Below are 17,985 nucleotides of genomic sequence, written 5' to 3'. Positions count from 1 at the left end.
GCCCGGCGGCGTGTGTGCCGTTGTTCCGTGTCAGTGGAGGCGCATTATAGGGAGTTATTCTTAAGTGACAAGAGGAAACTTAAAAAAAGTTTCTGTCCGCGTTTTTTTTCACCAATAGCGGTGAAATCAAGCTACAAATTGTTCAATTTGATGTATCTGCAACCACAATCACATTCGAGGTGGCATAATTATCAGCATGAAACATTAAGGAATAAAAGCGATGCCATTAAGCGCACAACAGCTAGCCGCCCAAAAAAATCTGTCCTATGTGCTGGCAGAAAAGCTGGCGCAGCGGATTTTAGCGGGTAAATATGCCCCGGGCAGCATCTTGCCGGGTGAAATGGAGCTGGGTGAGCAGTTCGGGGTGAGCCGTACTGCCGTTCGCGAAGCGGTGAAAACGCTGACGGCAAAAGGCATGGTGCTTCCACGCCCTCGTATTGGCACGCGCGTGATGCCACAGAGTAACTGGAATTTTCTCGATCAGGAGCTGCTCTCCTGGTGGATGACTGAAGATAACTTTAATCAGGTTGTCGATCACTTTCTGGTGATGCGCAGCAGTCTGGAACCCCAGGCATGTCTGCTTGCCGCCTCGCTCGGAACGGCAGAGCAGAAAGCGCAGCTTAACGCACTGATGGAAGAGATGGTGTTCCTGAAAAAACACTTCAACCGGGAACGCTGGGTTGAGGTCGATATGGCCTGGCATGAACACATCTATATGATGAGCGCCAATCCGTTCCTGACCTCCTTTGCCTCGTTATTCCATTCGGTGTACCACACCTACTTTACCTCTATTACACAAGACGAAGTGGTAAAGCTGGATTTGCATCAGGCGATAGTGGATGCCATTCAGGAGAGCGACGGGCAGCGAGCCCTGACTGCATGCCAGGCATTGCTGACCGCGCCAACCCACCAGCAGGTAAATAAATGACAGAGAAAAAAGCACGCAGCATGGCCGGATTGCCGTGGATTGCAGCCATGGCGTTCTTTATGCAGGCACTGGATGCCACCATCCTCAATACGGCGCTTCCCGCTATCGCGCAAAGCCTTAACCGCTCCCCACTGGCAATGCAGTCCGCCATTATCAGCTATACCCTGACGGTTGCGATGTTGATCCCGGTTAGCGGCTGGCTGGCCGATCGCTTCGGCACCCGCAGAGTTTTCATGCTGGCCGTAACGCTATTTACGCTCGGTTCGCTGGCCTGCGCGCTTTCAACATCCTTAACGGAGCTGGTTATCTTCCGCGTGCTGCAGGGAATTGGCGGCGCGATGATGATGCCGGTGGCGCGCCTTGCCTTGCTGCGTGCCTATCCACGCAGCGAACTGCTTCCCGTACTCAACTTCGTCACCATGCCGGGGCTGGTCGGCCCAATACTAGGCCCGGTTCTCGGCGGGGTACTGGTTACCTGGGCAAGCTGGCACTGGATTTTCCTGATTAATATTCCGATTGGCGTGGCAGGGCTGATCTATGCCCGCAAATATATGCCGAACTTCACCACGCCAAGGCGCAGCTTCGATATGGGCGGCTTTTTCCTGTTTGGCCTGAGCCTGGTGCTGTTCTCCAGTGGGATGGAGCTCATTGGCGAGAAGATCGTTGAAACGTGGCTGGCACTCGCCGTCATCCTCAGCGGTATTCTGCTGTTCCTTCTTTATATACGTCATGCGCGTCGTCATCCGACACCGCTTATCTCTTTATCTCTCTTTAATACCCGAACCTTTTCCGTCGGGATCGCGGGCAATATTGCCTCACGTCTGGGCACGGGCTGCGTACCGTTCCTGATGCCATTGATGCTGCAGGTAGGTTTCGGCTACCCGGCGCTGATTGCCGGCTGTATGATGGCGCCCACGGCAATGGGTTCCATTCTGGCGAAATCAACGGTCACTCAGGTACTGCGCTGGTTTGGCTATCGTAAGACGCTGGTTGGCGTGACGGTCTTTATCGGTCTGATGATTGCGCAATTCTCGCTACAATCCGCCGCGTTACCGGTCTGGATGCTGATCCTGCCGCTGTTTGTGCTGGGGATGGCGATGTCAACGCAGTTCACATCGATGAATACCATTACCCTTGCGGACCTGACCGACGAGAACGCCAGCAGCGGCAACAGCGTGCTGGCGGTGACCCAACAGCTGTCGATCAGCCTCGGGGTAGCCGTGAGTGCGGCGGTACTGCGGTTCTACGAAGGGTTTGACGGTACCAATACCGTTGAGCAGTTCCACTATACCTTTATCACCATGGGCGTGCTGACGGTGGTGTCGGCGCTGGTCTTTATGCTGTTAAAACCGAAAGACGGCCGCAACCTGATCAAAGAGCGACACAAAGCAAAGGCTAAACCGAACCCCGTTCCATCAGAACAGGAGTAAGCTGCAGACGTTGCTGCTGCAGCGTGGGCTGCGCCATTCGGTGAATCAACACATCAATGGCCAGCTCACCCAGTTCATCTTTAGGCTGATGAATGGTGGTCAGCGGCGGCGTCATGTAGCGCGCCAGTTCGATATCATCGTAGCCCACAATCGCCATATCGTCCGGCACGCGCAGTCCCGCCTGATACAGCGCCTGATAAGCACCAAACGCCATTGCATCGTTACCGATAAACACCGCCTGCGGGCGAGGATCCTGCGCCAGCAGCTTCTGCATAGCCTCGAAACCGCCGTTAAATTCAAAATCACCGGTGATTCGGTAGCCATCAGGAATGGCAAGCCCAGCTCTCTCCATTGCAGAGAGATACCCTTCCAGACGCAAGCGCGCCGGGGTTTTATCCAGCGGGCCGGTAATGCAGGCAATGCGAGTATGACCTTTATCGATCAGATGCTGAGTCGCCATATCGCCGCCCAGCAGGGAGTTATCCTGAATCAAATCGCTGGTACCATCGAAGGGTGCCCAGTCCATCATCACCGTGGGAATAGAGGGGTAGCGCTGGATGATCTCTTTCGAGGGTTGATGCGTTTCGGTACAGAGCAGCAGCAGCCCGTCGACGCGTTTTTGCATCAGCGTTTCCAGGTTGCGGTTCATGCGCTGCTCGTCGCCTTCGGTATTGCACAGCACCAGGCTGTAGCCACGCTCAAAGCAGCTGCGTTCTACGCCACGAACAAGTTCAGAATAAAAAGGGTTGGTACTGGCGGTGATCAGCATACCGATGGTGCGCGTCTGGTTAAGCTTCAGACTGCGCGCCAGCGCCGACGGCGCATAGTTGAGATCTTTTACTGCGGCTTCGACTTTCTCACGAATCGCCTCGCTGACGAAGCGGTCGTTATTAATAACGTGAGAGACAGTCGAAGTAGAAACGCCCGCCATGCGGGCGACATCTTTCATCGTAGCCAAACGTTACCCCTGCTGACTTAAGAATTCATCGATCTCTTTGCGCCACGGAACGGAAGGCTGTGCGCCCTTGCGCGTTACTGCAATCGCGGCGGCGGCATGCGCAAAGCGGATGGCATCATCCATTACGTTTCCTTCCAGCAGCGCCGTCACCAGCGCACCGTTAAAAGTGTCTCCTGCGGCGATAGTATCAATGGCTTTGACCTTAAAGCCCGGCACGCGACGCCCTTCGCCATTTACGCTTGCCCACACCCCACGGCTGCCAAGAGTAATGATAACGGTCCAGATGCCTTTTGCATGCAGCACTTTCGCCGCACGCGCGGCATCGTCGTCATTTTCAACGCGAATGCCCGTCAGTTTTTCGGCTTCGGTTTCGTTCGGCGTAATGATGTCCACCAGCGCCAGCAGCTCGTCTGATAATACACGGGCTGGGGCCGGGTTAAGTACGACAGTGGTATGATTTTCATGCGCAATTTTCGCCGCAGCCAGCACGCTTTCAACCGGTGATTCCAGCTGCATCAGCAGGGCTTCCGCTCCAGCGATGATTACGCGTTGCGCTTCAACGCGTTCTGTCGTTAACGCAGCATTAGCCCCCGCATGAATACCGATGACATTCTCACCTTCCGCATTGACGAAAATCAGCGCCACGCCGGTAGATTCCCCTTCGACTACGCTCACTGGCGCAATATCAATGTTGTCGCTCGCCAGCTGTTTGCGTACGCGCTCACCGGTGTCGTCATCCCCCGTACAGGCGATAAATGCGATATTCGCCCCACTTCGTCCGGCGGCGACGGCCTGGTTTGCGCCTTTACCACCAAAGGCCACCTGGTACTGGTTACCCGTGACGGTTTCGCCCGGCGTGGGGAAGGTTTCAAGGTTAAGAATGTGATCGGCATTGATACTGCCAAGGACGACGAGGTTGCCTGCGGTTTTCATGGTTGAGCTGTCCATCTGAGAGCGCCACCGGTGTTACCCGGTGGCGTATGCCACACTTTTCTTTTATTTGGTGTCCCTCAGGCAGCCAGCGACTGCCTGAATCGCCTTTTACTGCTTAATGACCAGCTTCAGGTCAACCGGATATTTGGCCTGAACTTTTTCGCCCTTCAGCACTTTATCGGCAGTTTGCACGCCAGTGGCGCCAATCTGCTCAGGCAGCTGAGCGATGGTCGCAGCCAGTTTGCCATCATTTACTGCTTTTTCACCATCCGGCGTGCCGTCAAATCCGACAACCATCACATCAGATTTACCTGCAGTCTGCAGGGCACGCAGCGCGCCCAGCGCCATTTCGTCGTTCTGGGCGAACACTGCCTGCACATCAGGATGCGCAGTCAGCAGGTTCTGCATGACGTTCAGACCTTTAGTACGGTCGAAGTCTGCCGGCTGGCTAGCCAGCACGTTGAATTTATGTGCTGCTACAGCCTGCTGGAAGCCTTCACCACGCTCGCGGGCAGCGGACGTACCGGCAATGCCCTGCAGTTCGATAACTTTCGCGCCTTCACCGGCTTTCTTCGCAATGTAGTCACCGGCGATTTTACCACCCAGCACGTTATCAGACGCAATGTGGCTCACAACTTCGCCTTTCGTTGCCTGACGGTCCAGAGTGATCACCGGAATTTTCGCCTGGTTTGCCATCTTCACGGCGTTACCTACGGCGTCAGAATCGGTTGGGTTGATCAGCAGAATCTTGGTACCACGAACGGTTAAGTCCTGAACGTTAGCCAGCTCTTTCGCCGGGTTGTTCTGAGAATCCAGCACCACCAGGTTGTAGCCCAGCTTGTCCGCTTCTTTCTGCGCGCCGTCCTTTAGGGAGACGAAGAACGGGTTGTTCAGCGTGGAGATAACCAGCGCGATGGTGTCTTTAGCCATGGCGTTAGCACTTACGGTTGCGCTCAGCGCGACAGCGGAAACCAGGGTAGCCAGTTTTTTCATGTTCATATCTAAGATGTCCTGTAGTGTCGTCAGTTACTGTTTTTTGTTGTCTACCAGTACCGCCAGCAAAATCACCACTGCCTTAACGATCATCTGGTAATAGGAGGAAACACCTAACAAATTCAAACCATTATTCAGGAAACCAAGAATCAGTGCGCCGATCAATGTCCCAACAATGCGACCTTTACCGCCCGCAAGACTCGTACCGCCCAAAACCACTGCTGCAATGGCGTCCAGCTCATAACCCGTACCCGCCGTCGGCTGCGCGGAGGAGAGGCGCGCCACTTCGATGATGCCCGCCAGGGAGGCCAGCAGGCCACACAGGGAGTAAACGATAATTTTGACTTTATTAACGCTGATACCGGACAGGCGCGTTGCCGCTTCGTTACCACCCAGCGCATAGATATAACGGCCCAGACGGGTGTGATGCAGCATGTACCACGCCGCCAGGAAGACGATAGCCATGATCCAGACCGGCGTTGGAATGCCCAGCGGGCGGCCAATACCGAACCAGCCAAACAGATCCGCGTTATCGGTAAAGCCGGTATTAACCGGGCTGCCGTTGGTGTAAACCATGGTTACACCGCGCAGCAGCAGCATCATCACCAGCGTAGCGATAAACGCCTGAACGCGGCCCTTTGCCACAATCACGCCGGTTACAGCGCCTATCGCCGCGCCAGCTGCCAGGGCCGCAGCAACAGCCACCAGCGCGTTAACTTCAATACCAACAATCGAAGCGGCGATCGCACCGGTGAGCGCCAGCAGGGAACCGACGGACAGATCGATACCCGAGGTCAAAATCACCAGCGTCATGCCGACCGCCATAATAGCGTTCACCGACGTCTGCTGCAGAATGTTGAACAGGTTATTCACGGTGAAGAAATTCGGGCTCATGGTCGACACAATCGCGATCAGCACCAGCAGGGCAATCAGCGATTTTTGTTCCATCAGCCATGCCTTTGTGAAATAGCGGCGACCAGAAACAGCCTGGGTAGTCATCTTCTTACTCCTGATTCACGCGATTAAGCTTGCCCACAGCGGCAGCCATCAGAACTTCCTGGGTGGCCTGCTCGCGAGTGAATTCACCGCCGAGATGCCCTTCATGCATGACGATAATGCGATCGCTCATGCCTAATACCTCTGGCATCTCGGAAGAGACCAGAATGATGCTCAGACCGTCGGCCTTAAACTGGTTAATCAGCTGATAGATCTCTTTCTTCGCGCCCACGTCCACGCCGCGGGTTGGCTCGTCGAGGATCAATACTTTCGGGCGCGTCATCAGCCCGCGGGCAATAGCCACTTTCTGCTGATTCCCGCCGGACAACAGGCCAATCGCCTGCTCCATCGACGGGGTTTTGACGTTGAAGAGACGGATAAAATCGCTGACCGCCTGCTGCTCGTCTTTATGCTTCAGGCTCCCACCGCTATGGCTGAAATAGCGCAGCGCGGTAAGCGACATGTTCTCTTTTACCGACATACCCAGCACTAAGCCGTCGCGCTTACGGTCTTCGGATATATAGACGATACCGTTCGCCAGGCCGTCCTGCGGCGAGCGGGTCACCACTTCATGACCGTCGAGGGTGACATAACCGCTGGTGCGCGGCAGTGCGCCGTAGAGCACTTTCATCAGCTCGGTACGGCCTGCGCCCATCAGGCCCGCCACGCCCAGGATCTCCCCCTGACGCAGGGTAAAGGTCACGTCGTTCACACCCGGACCGCAGAGGTTGTCCACCTTCAGGCGGATCTCACCTGGCGCTTTGTCCAGACGCGGATACTGATCTTCAAGCTTGCGTCCCACCATCATTTCGATAAGTGTATCTTCGGTCAGCGTCGCCACTTCGCGCTCGGCAATAAACTGCCCGTCGCGGAAGACGGTGACGTCGTCGCAGATTTCGAAGATCTCTTTCATGCGGTGAGAAATATAGACAATCCCGCGCCCCTGCGTTTTCAGCTCGCGGATAACGCGGAAGAGAGATTCGGTTTCGGTATCGGTCAGGGCGTCGGTCGGTTCGTCCATAATGATGACCTTCGACTCAAAGCTCAGCACCTTCGCGATTTCCACCATCTGCTGATCGCCGATGGAGAGATCGCCCACCAGGCGGTCGCTTTTAAAGCGCAGGTTCAGCTTCGCCAGGAGTTTATCCGCTTCGGCGTACATGGTTTTCCAGTCGATTTTGCCGAACCTGTTCACAAACTCGCGGCCGAGGAAGATATTCTCTGCAATAGTGAGCTGCGGGATTAGGTTCAGCTCCTGGTGAATAATGCCGATGCCCGCTTCCTGTGAAGATTTCGGGCCGTTAAAGGTGGTCTCTTTGCCCAGCCATAGCAACGAACCGGCATCGCGCTGGTAGATCCCGGTCAGCACTTTCATCATGGTGGATTTGCCGGCGCCGTTTTCCCCCACCAGCGCCATCACGCGCCCGGGGTAGACGTTCAGCGCCGCGCCGGAGAGGGCTTTTACGCCCGGGAACGACTTATCGATCCCTTTAAGTTGCAGTAATGCTTCCATGATGGCCTCAGAAGGTAACGCCAGCACAGAGAATAATATTCGCATACGGGGAACACTCCCCGCTGCGAATCACCGCCTGACTGTCTGCGGTTTGTTGTTTGAACTGCTCGTGCGTTGTGTAACGAATTTCTATGGTGTTTCCCTGGTGTTGTTGCAGTTGCTCAATGTGGCTGAGCAACGTTTCGTGGAGTTGCGGATTATGTTGTTTGATTTCCGCCGCGAGAATGACCGCCTCAACCTGCATCTCCGTCGTCACGACTTCCAGTACCTGCATAAACGAGGGAACACCCTGCGTTAACGCCATATCAATACGGGTTGTGCTGCGCGGAACCGGTAAGCCTGCGTCGCAAACCACCAGCGTATCGGTATGCCCAAGACGGGAAATAACCGATGAGATTTCTGAGTTGAGAACCGTGCCTTTCTTCATTTTCTTGCTCCACTAGCGAAACGTTTCGCTAAAAAGAGTGTAGACGCAAGAGTGTTCAGAAAACCACCATGACGTAACGGAATTGTGATCAACGTCGAAACGTTTCGCTAAGTGAAATGTAGTGGAGGTAAATGCAAAACGGTAACCCCAGGGTTACCGTTTTTTATGTTTGCCCCCTCTCCCTCAAGGGAGAGGGGGTCGTCCATGCAAACATTATTTTGTGGGGATCCCTCAGCCCTGTGGGAGAAGGTCGGGCTGAGGGCATCAGGCCGCACAAAGACTTAAATCTCGACCTGCGTTCCCAGCTCAATCACGCGGTTAGGCGGGATCTCAAACTGGTCAGGCGCGCGCAGGGCGTTACGCTGCAGGATCAGGTACAGCTTGCCGCGCAGGCGCAGATACCACGGGCGCTTGCCGATGATCAGCGACTCGTGCGACATAAAGAACGACGTCTCCATCATCCGGCAGCTCAACCCTTCCAGACCGCAGCGGTGGAACACCTCTTCCACGTTAGGCGTTTCGCGCCAGCCGTAGCTTGCCACCACGCGCCAGAAGGTCGGGGACAGCTGCTCAATCTGAACGCGACGCACGTTGTGAACGTACGGCGCATCTTCTGTACGTAGCGTCAGCAGGATCACGCGCTCGTGCAGAACCTTGTTGTGCTTGAGGTTATGCATTAGCGCGAACGGGATTACATTCAGGGCACGAGACATATAAACCGCGGTGCCCGGCACGCGAACCGGCGGTGATTTCTCCAGCGATGCGATCATCGCCTCAAGAGAATTGCCGTGCTCGTGCATGCGGCGCAGCAGACGGAAGCGCTCGCTCTTCCACGTGGTCATGACAATGAACATCACCAGGCCCAGCGTCAGCGGCAGCCAGCCGCCGGAAACAATCTTGTCGAGGTTGGCAGAGAACAGCGGCACGTCGATACACAGGAAGCCCACCAGAATCATTGCTACAAGGAATTTATTCCAGTGCCAGTTTCGGTACGCCACCGTGGTGGAGAGAAGCGACGTCAGCACCATAGTACCTGTGACCGCAATACCGTAGGCCGCCGCCAGGTTACTGGAGTGCTCGAAGCTGACAATCACAATCACAACAGCAAAATAGAGCAGCCAGTTAACGAACGGGATGTAGATCTGGCCCGACTCCATTTCTGAAGTATGGATGATGCGCATTGGCGAGAGATAGCCCAGACGAACGGCCTGACGGGTCAAAGAGAACACCCCGGAAATCACCGCCTGAGAGGCAATAACGGTCGCCAGCGTGGCCAGAATGAGCATCGGCACCAGCGCCCAGTCAGGCGCCAGCAGGAAGAACGGGTTCTTAATCGCTTCCGGGTTCTTAAGCAGCAGCGCGCCCTGACCGAAGTAGTTCAGCACCAGCGAAGGGAGCACCACAATAAACCATGCCACGCGGATCGGCAGTTTTCCGAAGTGCCCCATGTCAGCATACAGCGCTTCCACACCGGTGATGGAGAGCACGACCGCCCCCAGCGCCACGAAGGAAACCACTTTGTATTCCAGGAAGAAATGCACCGCCCAGTAAGGGTTTAGCGCATGCAGCACGTCCGGATTCGCGATAATGCTGCGTAAGCCGAGCGCCGCCAGGATCACGAACCAGGCCAGCATAATCGGCGCAAACAGTTTGCCCACCAGCCCGGTACCGTGTTTCTGGATCATGAACAGCAGCGTCAGGACAATTATGGCCAGCGGAACCACCCATGAATCGAGCTGTGGCGCGATAATTTCCAGCCCCTCTATCGCCGAGAGCACTGAGATAGCCGGTGTTATCACCACTTCCCCATAGAAGAAGCTACCGCCAATCAGGCCGATAATCACCAGCACGGACGTCATTCTGGCCGAGGTATTGCGACCAGCAAGAGACATCAGGGTCAGGATCCCGCCTTCGCCCGCGTTATCTGCACGCATAACGAAGGAGAGATATTTAACGGAAACGACCAGGATCAGCAGCCAGAAGATGAGGGACAGGAAGCCAAACACGGCATCGCGCTCAACACCAAAGCCAAACTGGCCGGACAAACATTCACGAAGCGTATAAAGCGGGCTGGTGCCGATATCACCGTAGACAACCCCGATCGCCGCAAGCGTAATTGCGGGTAATGATTGCTTATTATCAGTGCTCATAGACTAGTCTTTTCGTTTAAATAACAAATGTGTTCCTGTCCCTTGGTCCACAAAAAGCGCACAGTATGCACGATTCATTGCAAAATCGTACCCCTAAATGCAACCGCATTAATGTAGCGCAAAGAAAATTGCGCCGCACTTCAGCCTATTACCAGCCCTGACTGAAACGTCTATACTCGCTTCAATTGGCCGCCACCACGGCGAAAGGATGCAAAACTATTATGGCTCACTCACATTTATTAGCAGAAAGAATTTCCCGCCTCAGCAGCGCGCTGGAGAAAGGCCTTTACGAGCGTAGCCACGCCATTCGCCTTTGCCTGCTGGCGGCGCTGAGCGGTGAAAGCGTGTTTCTGCTGGGTCCGCCGGGCATTGCTAAAAGTTTGATTGCACGCCGCCTGAAGTTCGCTTTTCAGAACGCCCGTGCATTTGAATATTTGATGACGCGCTTCTCCACCCCCGAAGAAGTTTTCGGCCCGCTTTCTATTCAGGCACTGAAGGACGAGGGGCGCTATGAGCGTCTGACGGCGGGCTATCTTCCGGAAGCGGAAATCGTCTTTCTCGATGAGATCTGGAAAGCCGGCCCGGCCATTCTGAACACCCTTCTGACGGCAATTAACGAACGTCGTTTCCGCAACGGGGCCAGTGAAGAGAAAATCCCCATGCGCCTGCTGGTGGCCGCGTCAAACGAACTGCCCGAAGCAGACAGCAGCCTGGAAGCGCTGTATGACCGTATGCTGATCCGCCTGTGGCTGGATAAAGTACAGGATAAATCAAACTTCCGCTCCATGCTGGTGAGCCAGCAGGATGAGAACGAAAACCCGGTGGCTGCGTCACTGCAGGTGACGGACGAGGAGTACCATCAGTGGCAGGAAGAGATCGGCAAAATAAAACTGCCCGATGCCGTTTTTGAGCTGATCTTCATGCTGCGCCAGCAGCTTGATTTACTGCCTTCCGCCCCGTATGTCTCTGACCGTCGCTGGAAAAAAGCGATCCGTCTCCTCCAGGCCAGCGCGCTGTTCAGTGGTCGCGACGCGGTCGCCCCTATCGATCTGATCCTGCTAAAAGACTGCCTCTGGCACGACGCAGAAGGCATGAACCTGATGCAGCAGCAGCTGGACGTTTTGATGACCGGACACGCCTGGGGGCAGCAGGCGATGCTCAACCAACTGGGGGCGATTGCCCAACGGCGCTTACAGCTCCAGCAGCAGCAAAGCGATAAAACCGCGCTTAAAGTGAATCGCCTGGGGGGCATGTTCGCCCGCAAACCGCATTACGAGCTACCCGCCGATCTGACCGGCACGACGCTGACATTGCTGCTCCAGCAGCCGCTCAAGCTGCATGATATGCAGGTGGTGCACATTACGATTGAGCGCGAGCCGCTGGCGCAGTGGCTGGATAAGGGCGGAGAGATCCGCGGTAAGCTCAACGGCATCGGTTTCGCGCAGCCGCTGAATATGGAAGTGGACAGCAGTCAGCACCTGGTGATCCGCGACGTGAGCCTTCAGGGATCGCGTCTTGCGCTTCCCGGGACCGCCTCTGACAGCGTGCCGGAAGAGATCAAACAGCAGCTGGAAGCGCTGGATACCGAATGGCACCAGCAGCACACCCGCTTCAGCGAGCAGCAAAAATGCCTCTTTATTCATAGCGACTGGTTAGGCCGCATTGAAGCCAGCCTGCAGGACGTCAGCGCGCAAATCAAACAGGCACGGCAATGCTAACGCTGGACACGCTTAACGTCATGCTGGCGGTCAGCGAGGAAGGGTTAATTGAGGAGGTGGTGATAACACTTCTGGCGTCCCCACAGCTGGCGGCGTTTTTTGAAAAATTCCCGAAGCTCAAAAAAGCAATGACGGACGATCTCCCGCGCTGGCGCGATAACCTGCGTCAGCGGTTTAAGGAGACGGAAGTCCCGCCAGAACTGACGGAGGAAGTCGCAGCCTATCAGCAGTGCCAGCGGCTATCGACGCCGCAGTTTATCGTCCAGATCCCGCAAACCCTGGCGCTGCTCGATAAAGTCCACTCGCCGTTTGCCAGCCAGGCCAGAACGCTGGTCACGGAAAACGCCACCTTTACCCCGGCGCTGCATACGCTCTTTTTACAGCGCTGGCGCCTGAGCCTGGTCGTCCAGGCCACCTCGCTGAACCAACAGCTGCTGGATGAAGAGCGCGAGCAGTTGCTCAGCGAAGTCCAGGAACGCATGACCCTGAGCGGTCAGCTCGAAGAGGTGCTGGTAGAAAATGAAAACGCCGCCGGTCGCCTTTGGGATATGAGCGCCGGGCAGCTGCGGCGCGGGGATTATCAGCTGATCGTGAAGTACGGCGACTTTTTAACCCAGCAGCCGGAGCTGATGAAACTCGCGGAACAGCTGGGTCGGTCCAGGGAGGCAAAGTCTGTCCCAAAGAAGGATGCCCCGATGGAAACCTTCCGCACCCTGGTACGCGAACCGGCCACCGTGCCGGAACAGGTCGACGGACTTCAGCAAAGCGACGACATCCTGCGCCTGCTGCCCACGGAGCTAAGCACGCTGGGAATGACCGAACTGGAGTATGAGTTTTACCGTCGTCTGGTGGAAAAACAGCTTCTCACCTATCGACTGCACGGCGAAGCCTGGCACGAGAAGCTAAGCCAGCGCCCTGTCGTTCATCAGGATTTTGATGAACAGCCGCGCGGGCCGTTTATTGTTTGCGTGGATACGTCCGGCTCAATGGGCGGTTTTAACGAGCAGTGTGCGAAGGCGTTCTGTCTGGCGCTGATGCGCGTGGCGCTCGCCGATCGCCGTCGCTGCTTTATCATGCTCTTCTCCAGCGAAGTCGTGGGCTATGAGCTGACGAACCAGCAGGGCATCGAGCAGGCCATCCGCTTTTTAAGCCAGCGTTTTCGCGGCGGCACCGATCTGGCCAGTTGTTTTCGAAGCATTGTGGAACGTATGCAAGGCGGCGACTGGTACGACGCTGACGCAGTGGTGATTTCAGATTTTATTGCCCAGCGGCTGCCGGATGATGTGGTAAATAAAGTGAAGGAGCTGCAGCGGGTGCATCAGCACCGTTTTCATGCGGTGGCGATGTCCGCCCATGGAAAGCCCGGCATCATGCGCATCTTCGATCATATCTGGCGCTTTGATACCGGGTTGCGGAGCCGCCTGCTCAGACGCTGGCGACGTTAATTAAAGAAGAGAACCGACGCTTTCACGAACCTGCTGCGGCCAGACTCCACACTGCACCTGACCGATATGGGACAGCTGCAGCAGCAGCATGGTCAGACGGGACTGGCCGATACCGCCGCCAATCGTCTGAGGCATTTCGCCGCGCAGCAGCGCCTGGTGCCACTCGAGTTTGAGACGATCTTCATCACCGGTCACCGCCAGCTGGCGCTTCAGCGCGTCAGCATCCACGCGGATCCCCATAGAAGAGAGCTCAAACGCATCTTCCAGAACCGGGTTCCAGACCAGAATATCGCCGTTCAGACCGGCATATTCGCTTTCGGCCACGGTGCTCCAGTCATCATAATCCGGCGCACGAACGTCGTGACGCTTGCCATCAGACAGTTTACCGCCGATGCCAATCAGAAATACCGCGCCCAGCTCTTTGGCGATCGCCCGCTCGCGGCCTTTGGCATCCAGATCCGGAAAACGGCTCAGCAGTTCCTGGCTGTGGACAAAGTGGATCGTTTCCGGCAGGAACGGTGCCAGACCAAACTCTTTGCTCACGGCCGCTTCGGTCGCTTTGATCCCGGCGTAGATCGCCTCAACGGTCGATTTCAGCGTGCCGACGTGGCGTTCACCGTCTCCCATAACGCGCTCCCAGTCCCACTGGTCAACGTAGACAGAGTGAATCGGGGAGAGACGGTCTTCATCGGGGCGAAGAGCTTTCATGTGCGTGTAAAGCCCTTCGCCCGCGCTGAAGTCGTGTTGTCCCAAGGTTTGACGCTTCCACTTCGCCAGTGAATGAACCACTTCGAACTGTGCGTCTGGCAGTGTTTTCACTTTCACCTGTACCGCTTTTTCGCATCCAGACAAGTTATCCTGCGTCCCGTCACCCACGCGGCTCAAAATCGGCGCCTGAACTTCAATAAGACCAAGCTTCTCTTCCAGCTGGCGGGAAAAATGGGATTTTACGAAACTGATCTGGCGTTGTTTTGCGATGTAAGCGGTTTTCATTATTTATACTCCTGCGTCCTGTTGGTAATGATTAAGCAACAGAACCGGTACTTAATTCAATAACTCATCAACAAAAAGCCGCCTTCACTTTTGATTCGTTAAAATATGACGCTAGAATAGAGGTATTCATTAATCTTCATAAGAAAAAGCTATGGAAAATTATCAGATCGACAATCTGGACCGCGGCATTCTGGAGGCCTTAATGGCCAATGCCCGTACAGCCTACGCCGAACTGGCAAAACAGTTTGGCGTCAGCCCGGGAACCATTCACGTTCGCGTAGAGAAAATGAAGCAGGCAGGGATCATTACCGGCGCGCGCATTGACGTCAGCCCGAAGCAGCTGGGTTACGACGTCTGCTGCTTCATCGGCATTATTCTTAAAAGCGCAAAAGACTACCCCTCCGCGCTGGCGAAGCTGAACGCGCTCGATGAAGTCACCGAGGCGTACTACACCACCGGGCACTACAGCATCTTTATAAAGGTGATGTGCCGATCCATCGATGCTCTCCAGCAGGTACTTATCAACAAGATCCAAACAATCGATGAAATTCAGTCCACCGAGACACTGATCTCCCTGCAAAACCCGATCATGCGTACCATCCGCCCGTGATCGGGCAAATTCATTCCCACATTTTCCACAGGTAGATCCCAGCTCGTTCACAGCGTACAATGATCCCCTCTTTATCTGAGCGAGCGATCAATGGCGGACATTACCCTTATCAGCGGCAGCACCCTTGGCGGTGCGGAATATGTAGCGGAACACCTGGCTGAGAAGCTGGAAGATGCGGGCTTTTCCACGGAAACCTTGCACGGGCCGCTGCTTGAAGATCTCCCGAATGACGGGGTCTGGCTGCTGATCACCTCCACGCACGGCGCGGGCGATCTGCCGGATAACCTGCAACCTTTATATGACGAACTGCTTGAACAGCAGCCCGACCTGTCAAACGTCCGTTTTGGCGCGGTGGGGATCGGCAGTCGTGAATATGACACCTTCTGCGGGGCAATAGAGAAAGTCGAAGCCGCTGTTACCTCTTGTGGGGCAAAACAGCTGGGTGAAACGCTCAAGATCAACATCCTCGATCATGACATTCCGGAGGATCCGGCCGAGATCTGGCTCGCGGAATGGAAAAATTTACTCAAAAACGATTAAAGATCGCGCGAACAGATGTGGATAACTCTGGTTAAAAGCTCGTATTAACCCGTAGTTATCCAAATAACAACCGTGGCTTAGTTTTTAGCCTGTGTATAAACTCGCGATCTGATCCCAGCTTATACGGTCCAGGATCACCGATCATTCACAGCAAACGATCCTTCCTAACTGCATGATCTTATTTGCGGGATCGGACTTATCCACATGGGTCCGCGATCCTAATAAGAGATCACAATAGAACAGATCTCTAAATAAAAAGATCTTCTTTTTAATAGCCCAGGATCCCAATGCTTTCTCGAAAGACTAAAGTTGAGTAGAATCCACGGCCCGGGCTTCAATCCATTTTCATACCGCTTTACGCGAGGCAGACCACCATGTTTTATCAGGATCCTTTTGACGTCATCATCATTGGCGGGGGTCACGCAGGCACTGAGGCCGCAATGGCCGCAGCGCGTATGGGTCAGCAGACCCTGCTTTTGACACACAATATCGACACGCTGGGACAGATGTCCTGTAATCCGGCGATTGGCGGCATTGGGAAAGGACACCTGGTAAAAGAAGTGGATGCACTTGGCGGCCTGATGGCGAAAGCGATCGATCGGGCTGGCATCCAGTTTAGGATACTAAACGCAAGTAAAGGCCCCGCTGTTCGTGCCACCCGTGCACAGGCAGACCGCGTGCTTTACCGTCAGGCCGTACGCACCGCACTGGAGAACCAGCCGAACCTGATGATCTTCCAGCAGGCGGTAGAAGATCTTATCGTTGAAAACGATCGCGTTGTGGGCGCCGTGACCCAGATGGGCCTCAAGTTCCGTGCTAAAGCCGTAGTGCTGACAGTCGGGACATTCCTGGACGGCAAAATTCATATCGGTCTGGATAACTACAGCGGTGGCCGTGCCGGCGATCCGCCGTCTATTCCACTGTCTCGTCGTCTGCGTGAGCTGCCGCTGCGCGTTAGCCGCCTGAAAACCGGTACGCCGCCGCGTATTGATGCGCGGACCATTGATTTCAGCGTGCTGGCGCAACAGCACGGTGATAACCCTATGCCGGTCTTCTCGTTCATGGGCAACGCGGCGCAGCATCCGCAGCAGGTACCGTGCTACATCACGCATACCAACGAGAAAACCCACGACGTGATCCGCAATAACCTCGATCGCAGTCCCATGTACGCTGGCGTGATCGAAGGGATAGGCCCACGCTACTGCCCGTCGATCGAAGACAAAGTGATGCGCTTTGCCGATCGTAACCAGCACCAGATCTTCCTGGAGCCGGAAGGGCTGACCTCAAACGAAATTTACCCGAACGGCATCTCCACCAGCCTGCCGTTCGACGTGCAGATGCAGATTGTTCGCTCAATGCAGGGGATGGAGAATGCGAAAATCGTTCGCCCTGGCTACGCTATTGAGTACGATTTCTTCGACCCGCGTGACCTGAAGCCGACGCTGGAGAGCAAATTCATCCACGGTCTGTTCTTCGCGGGCCAGATTAACGGCACCACCGGCTACGAAGAAGCCGCAGCGCAGGGTTTGCTGGCCGGTCTGAATGCCGCTCGCTTCTCTGCCGAGAAAGAGGGATGGGCGCCGGCGCGTTCTCAGGCCTATCTGGGCGTGCTGGTTGACGATCTCTGCACCCTGGGCACCAAAGAACCGTACCGTATGTTTACCTCTCGCGCGGAATATCGTCTGATGCTGCGCGAGGACAACGCCGACCTGCGTCTGACCGAGATGGGCCGCGAGCTGGGTCTGGTGGATGACGAACGCTGGGCGCGCTTCAACGAGAAGCTGGAGCGCATTGAACAGGAACGCCAGCGCCTGAAAACCACTTGGGTAAATCCGCAGGCGGAAACTGCTGCCGAAGTGAACGCTCACTTAACTGCGCCACTCTCGCGGGAAGCCAGCGGCGAAGATCTGCTGCGTCGTCCGGAAGTGACCTATGAGAATCTGGTGAAACTCACCGCGTTCGCCCCGGGTCTTGAAGACGCGGAAGCCGCTGAACAGGTCGAAATACAGGTGAAGTACGAAGGTTACATCGCGCGTCAGCAGGATGAGATCGAAAAACAGCAGCGCAACGAAAACACGCTGCTTCCGGAAATGCTGGACTACCGTCAGGTAACAGGCCTGTCCAACGAAGTGATCGCTAAGCTGAACGATCACAAACCGGTGTCTATTGGCCAGGCTTCACGGATCTCCGGCGTCACGCCTGCCGCGATTTCGATTCTGCTGGTGTGGCTGAAAAAGCAGGGTATGTTGCGCCGCAGCGCATAATTGCAGTCGTTTTGGCGGGTGGCGCTTTGCTTACCCGCCCAACATCGTTCGTAGGCCCGGTAAGCGTTAGCGCCACCGGGCAAATTG

General features: G+C 55.5%; 15 protein-coding genes. 7 read left to right on the top strand and 8 right to left on the bottom strand.

The features are described 5' to 3' along the window. Positions 1–220: 220 nt before the first annotated feature. A complete protein-coding gene (locus tag AB8818_RS22260) occupies positions 221–928 on the top strand; it encodes a FadR/GntR family transcriptional regulator (RefSeq protein ID WP_116343677.1) in 708 nt (235 codons plus the stop codon). Next, complete coding sequence (mdtD, locus tag AB8818_RS22255) at positions 925–2,358, top strand: multidrug transporter subunit MdtD (RefSeq protein WP_116343676.1); 1,434 nt, start codon at positions 925–927, stop codon at positions 2,356–2,358. Before AB8818_RS22260 ends, mdtD begins: the two co-directional genes overlap by 4 nt. Here the strand turns inward: mdtD and rbsR are convergent. From rbsR to kup, 7 genes are all read right to left on the bottom strand, one after another. Continuing rightward, complete coding sequence (gene rbsR, locus AB8818_RS22250; protein WP_116343675.1) at positions 2,324–3,316, bottom strand: ribose operon transcriptional repressor RbsR; 993 nt, start codon at positions 3,314–3,316, stop codon at positions 2,324–2,326. The genes mdtD and rbsR overlap by 35 nt on opposite strands. A gap of 3 nt (positions 3,317–3,319) precedes the next feature. After that, positions 3,320–4,249, bottom strand: coding sequence for a ribokinase (rbsK, locus tag AB8818_RS22245; RefSeq protein WP_192984767.1), 930 nt, complete (start codon positions 4,247–4,249; stop codon positions 3,320–3,322). Between the two features lie 108 nt (positions 4,250–4,357). After that, the gene (gene rbsB, locus AB8818_RS22240; protein ID WP_192984763.1) at positions 4,358–5,248 is read right to left on the bottom strand and encodes a ribose ABC transporter substrate-binding protein RbsB; all 891 of its coding nucleotides are present in this window, start codon (positions 5,246–5,248) and stop codon (positions 4,358–4,360) included. Between the two features lie 27 nt (positions 5,249–5,275). Next, positions 5,276–6,241, bottom strand: a complete 966-nt coding sequence (rbsC, locus tag AB8818_RS22235) for a ribose ABC transporter permease (protein WP_047360514.1) — start codon at positions 6,239–6,241, stop codon at positions 5,276–5,278. Positions 6,242–6,245: 4 nt separating this feature from the next. Further along, complete coding sequence (gene rbsA / locus AB8818_RS22230; protein ID WP_192984765.1) at positions 6,246–7,751, bottom strand: ribose ABC transporter ATP-binding protein RbsA; 1,506 nt, start codon at positions 7,749–7,751, stop codon at positions 6,246–6,248. Positions 7,752–7,758: 7 nt separating this feature from the next. Then, entirely contained in the window at positions 7,759–8,178 is a 420-nt protein-coding gene (gene rbsD, locus AB8818_RS22225) for a D-ribose pyranase (RefSeq protein ID WP_116343673.1), read from the bottom strand. A 281-nt stretch (positions 8,179–8,459) separates the two neighbouring features. Next, a complete protein-coding gene (gene kup / locus AB8818_RS22220; RefSeq protein ID WP_116343672.1) occupies positions 8,460–10,328 on the bottom strand; it encodes a low affinity potassium transporter Kup in 1,869 nt (622 codons plus the stop codon). 221 nt (positions 10,329–10,549) lie between these two features. On the opposite strand from kup, the gene ravA reads away from it, so the two are divergent. Both ravA and viaA read left to right on the top strand, forming a co-directional pair. Then, the gene (gene ravA / locus AB8818_RS22215; RefSeq protein WP_116343671.1) at positions 10,550–12,046 is read left to right on the top strand and encodes an ATPase RavA; all 1,497 of its coding nucleotides are present in this window, start codon (positions 10,550–10,552) and stop codon (positions 12,044–12,046) included. Continuing rightward, positions 12,040–13,491 carry an ATPase RavA stimulator ViaA gene (viaA, locus tag AB8818_RS22210; protein WP_192984761.1) on the top strand — a complete coding sequence of 484 codons (1,452 nt, stop codon included), beginning with the start codon at positions 12,040–12,042 and terminating at the stop codon, positions 13,489–13,491. Before ravA ends, viaA begins: the two co-directional genes overlap by 7 nt. Here the strand turns inward: viaA and asnA are convergent, their stop codons facing one another. After that, positions 13,492–14,484: an aspartate--ammonia ligase gene (asnA, locus tag AB8818_RS22205; RefSeq protein WP_116343669.1), complete on the bottom strand. Its 993-nt coding sequence runs from the start codon at positions 14,482–14,484 to the stop codon at positions 13,492–13,494. A gap of 151 nt (positions 14,485–14,635) precedes the next feature. On the opposite strand from asnA, the gene asnC reads away from it, so the two are divergent. The 3 genes from asnC to mnmG all read left to right on the top strand — a co-directional run bounded on the left by asnC (position 14,636) and on the right by mnmG (position 17,898). Beyond that, complete coding sequence (gene asnC, locus AB8818_RS22200) at positions 14,636–15,094, top strand: transcriptional regulator AsnC (protein ID WP_008500198.1); 459 nt, start codon at positions 14,636–14,638, stop codon at positions 15,092–15,094. 90 nt (positions 15,095–15,184) lie between these two features. After that, positions 15,185–15,634 (top strand): FMN-binding protein MioC, encoded by a 450-nt coding sequence (mioC, locus tag AB8818_RS22195; RefSeq protein ID WP_116343668.1) that lies wholly within the window; start codon positions 15,185–15,187, stop codon positions 15,632–15,634. Between the two features lie 374 nt (positions 15,635–16,008). Further along, positions 16,009–17,898, top strand: coding sequence for a tRNA uridine-5-carboxymethylaminomethyl(34) synthesis enzyme MnmG (mnmG, locus tag AB8818_RS22190; RefSeq protein ID WP_032644275.1), 1,890 nt, complete (start codon positions 16,009–16,011; stop codon positions 17,896–17,898). Positions 17,899–17,985 lie beyond the last annotated feature (87 nt).

Origin of the sequence: Enterobacter sp. KB-280D8 (assembly GCF_041399405.1) — a bacterium.
GTDB classification, from domain to species: domain Bacteria; phylum Pseudomonadota; class Gammaproteobacteria; order Enterobacterales; family Enterobacteriaceae; genus Enterobacter; species Enterobacter cloacae_N.
Note: the sequence above shows the minus strand (reverse complement) of the source record. Positions and strands in the feature narration are given on the sequence as shown.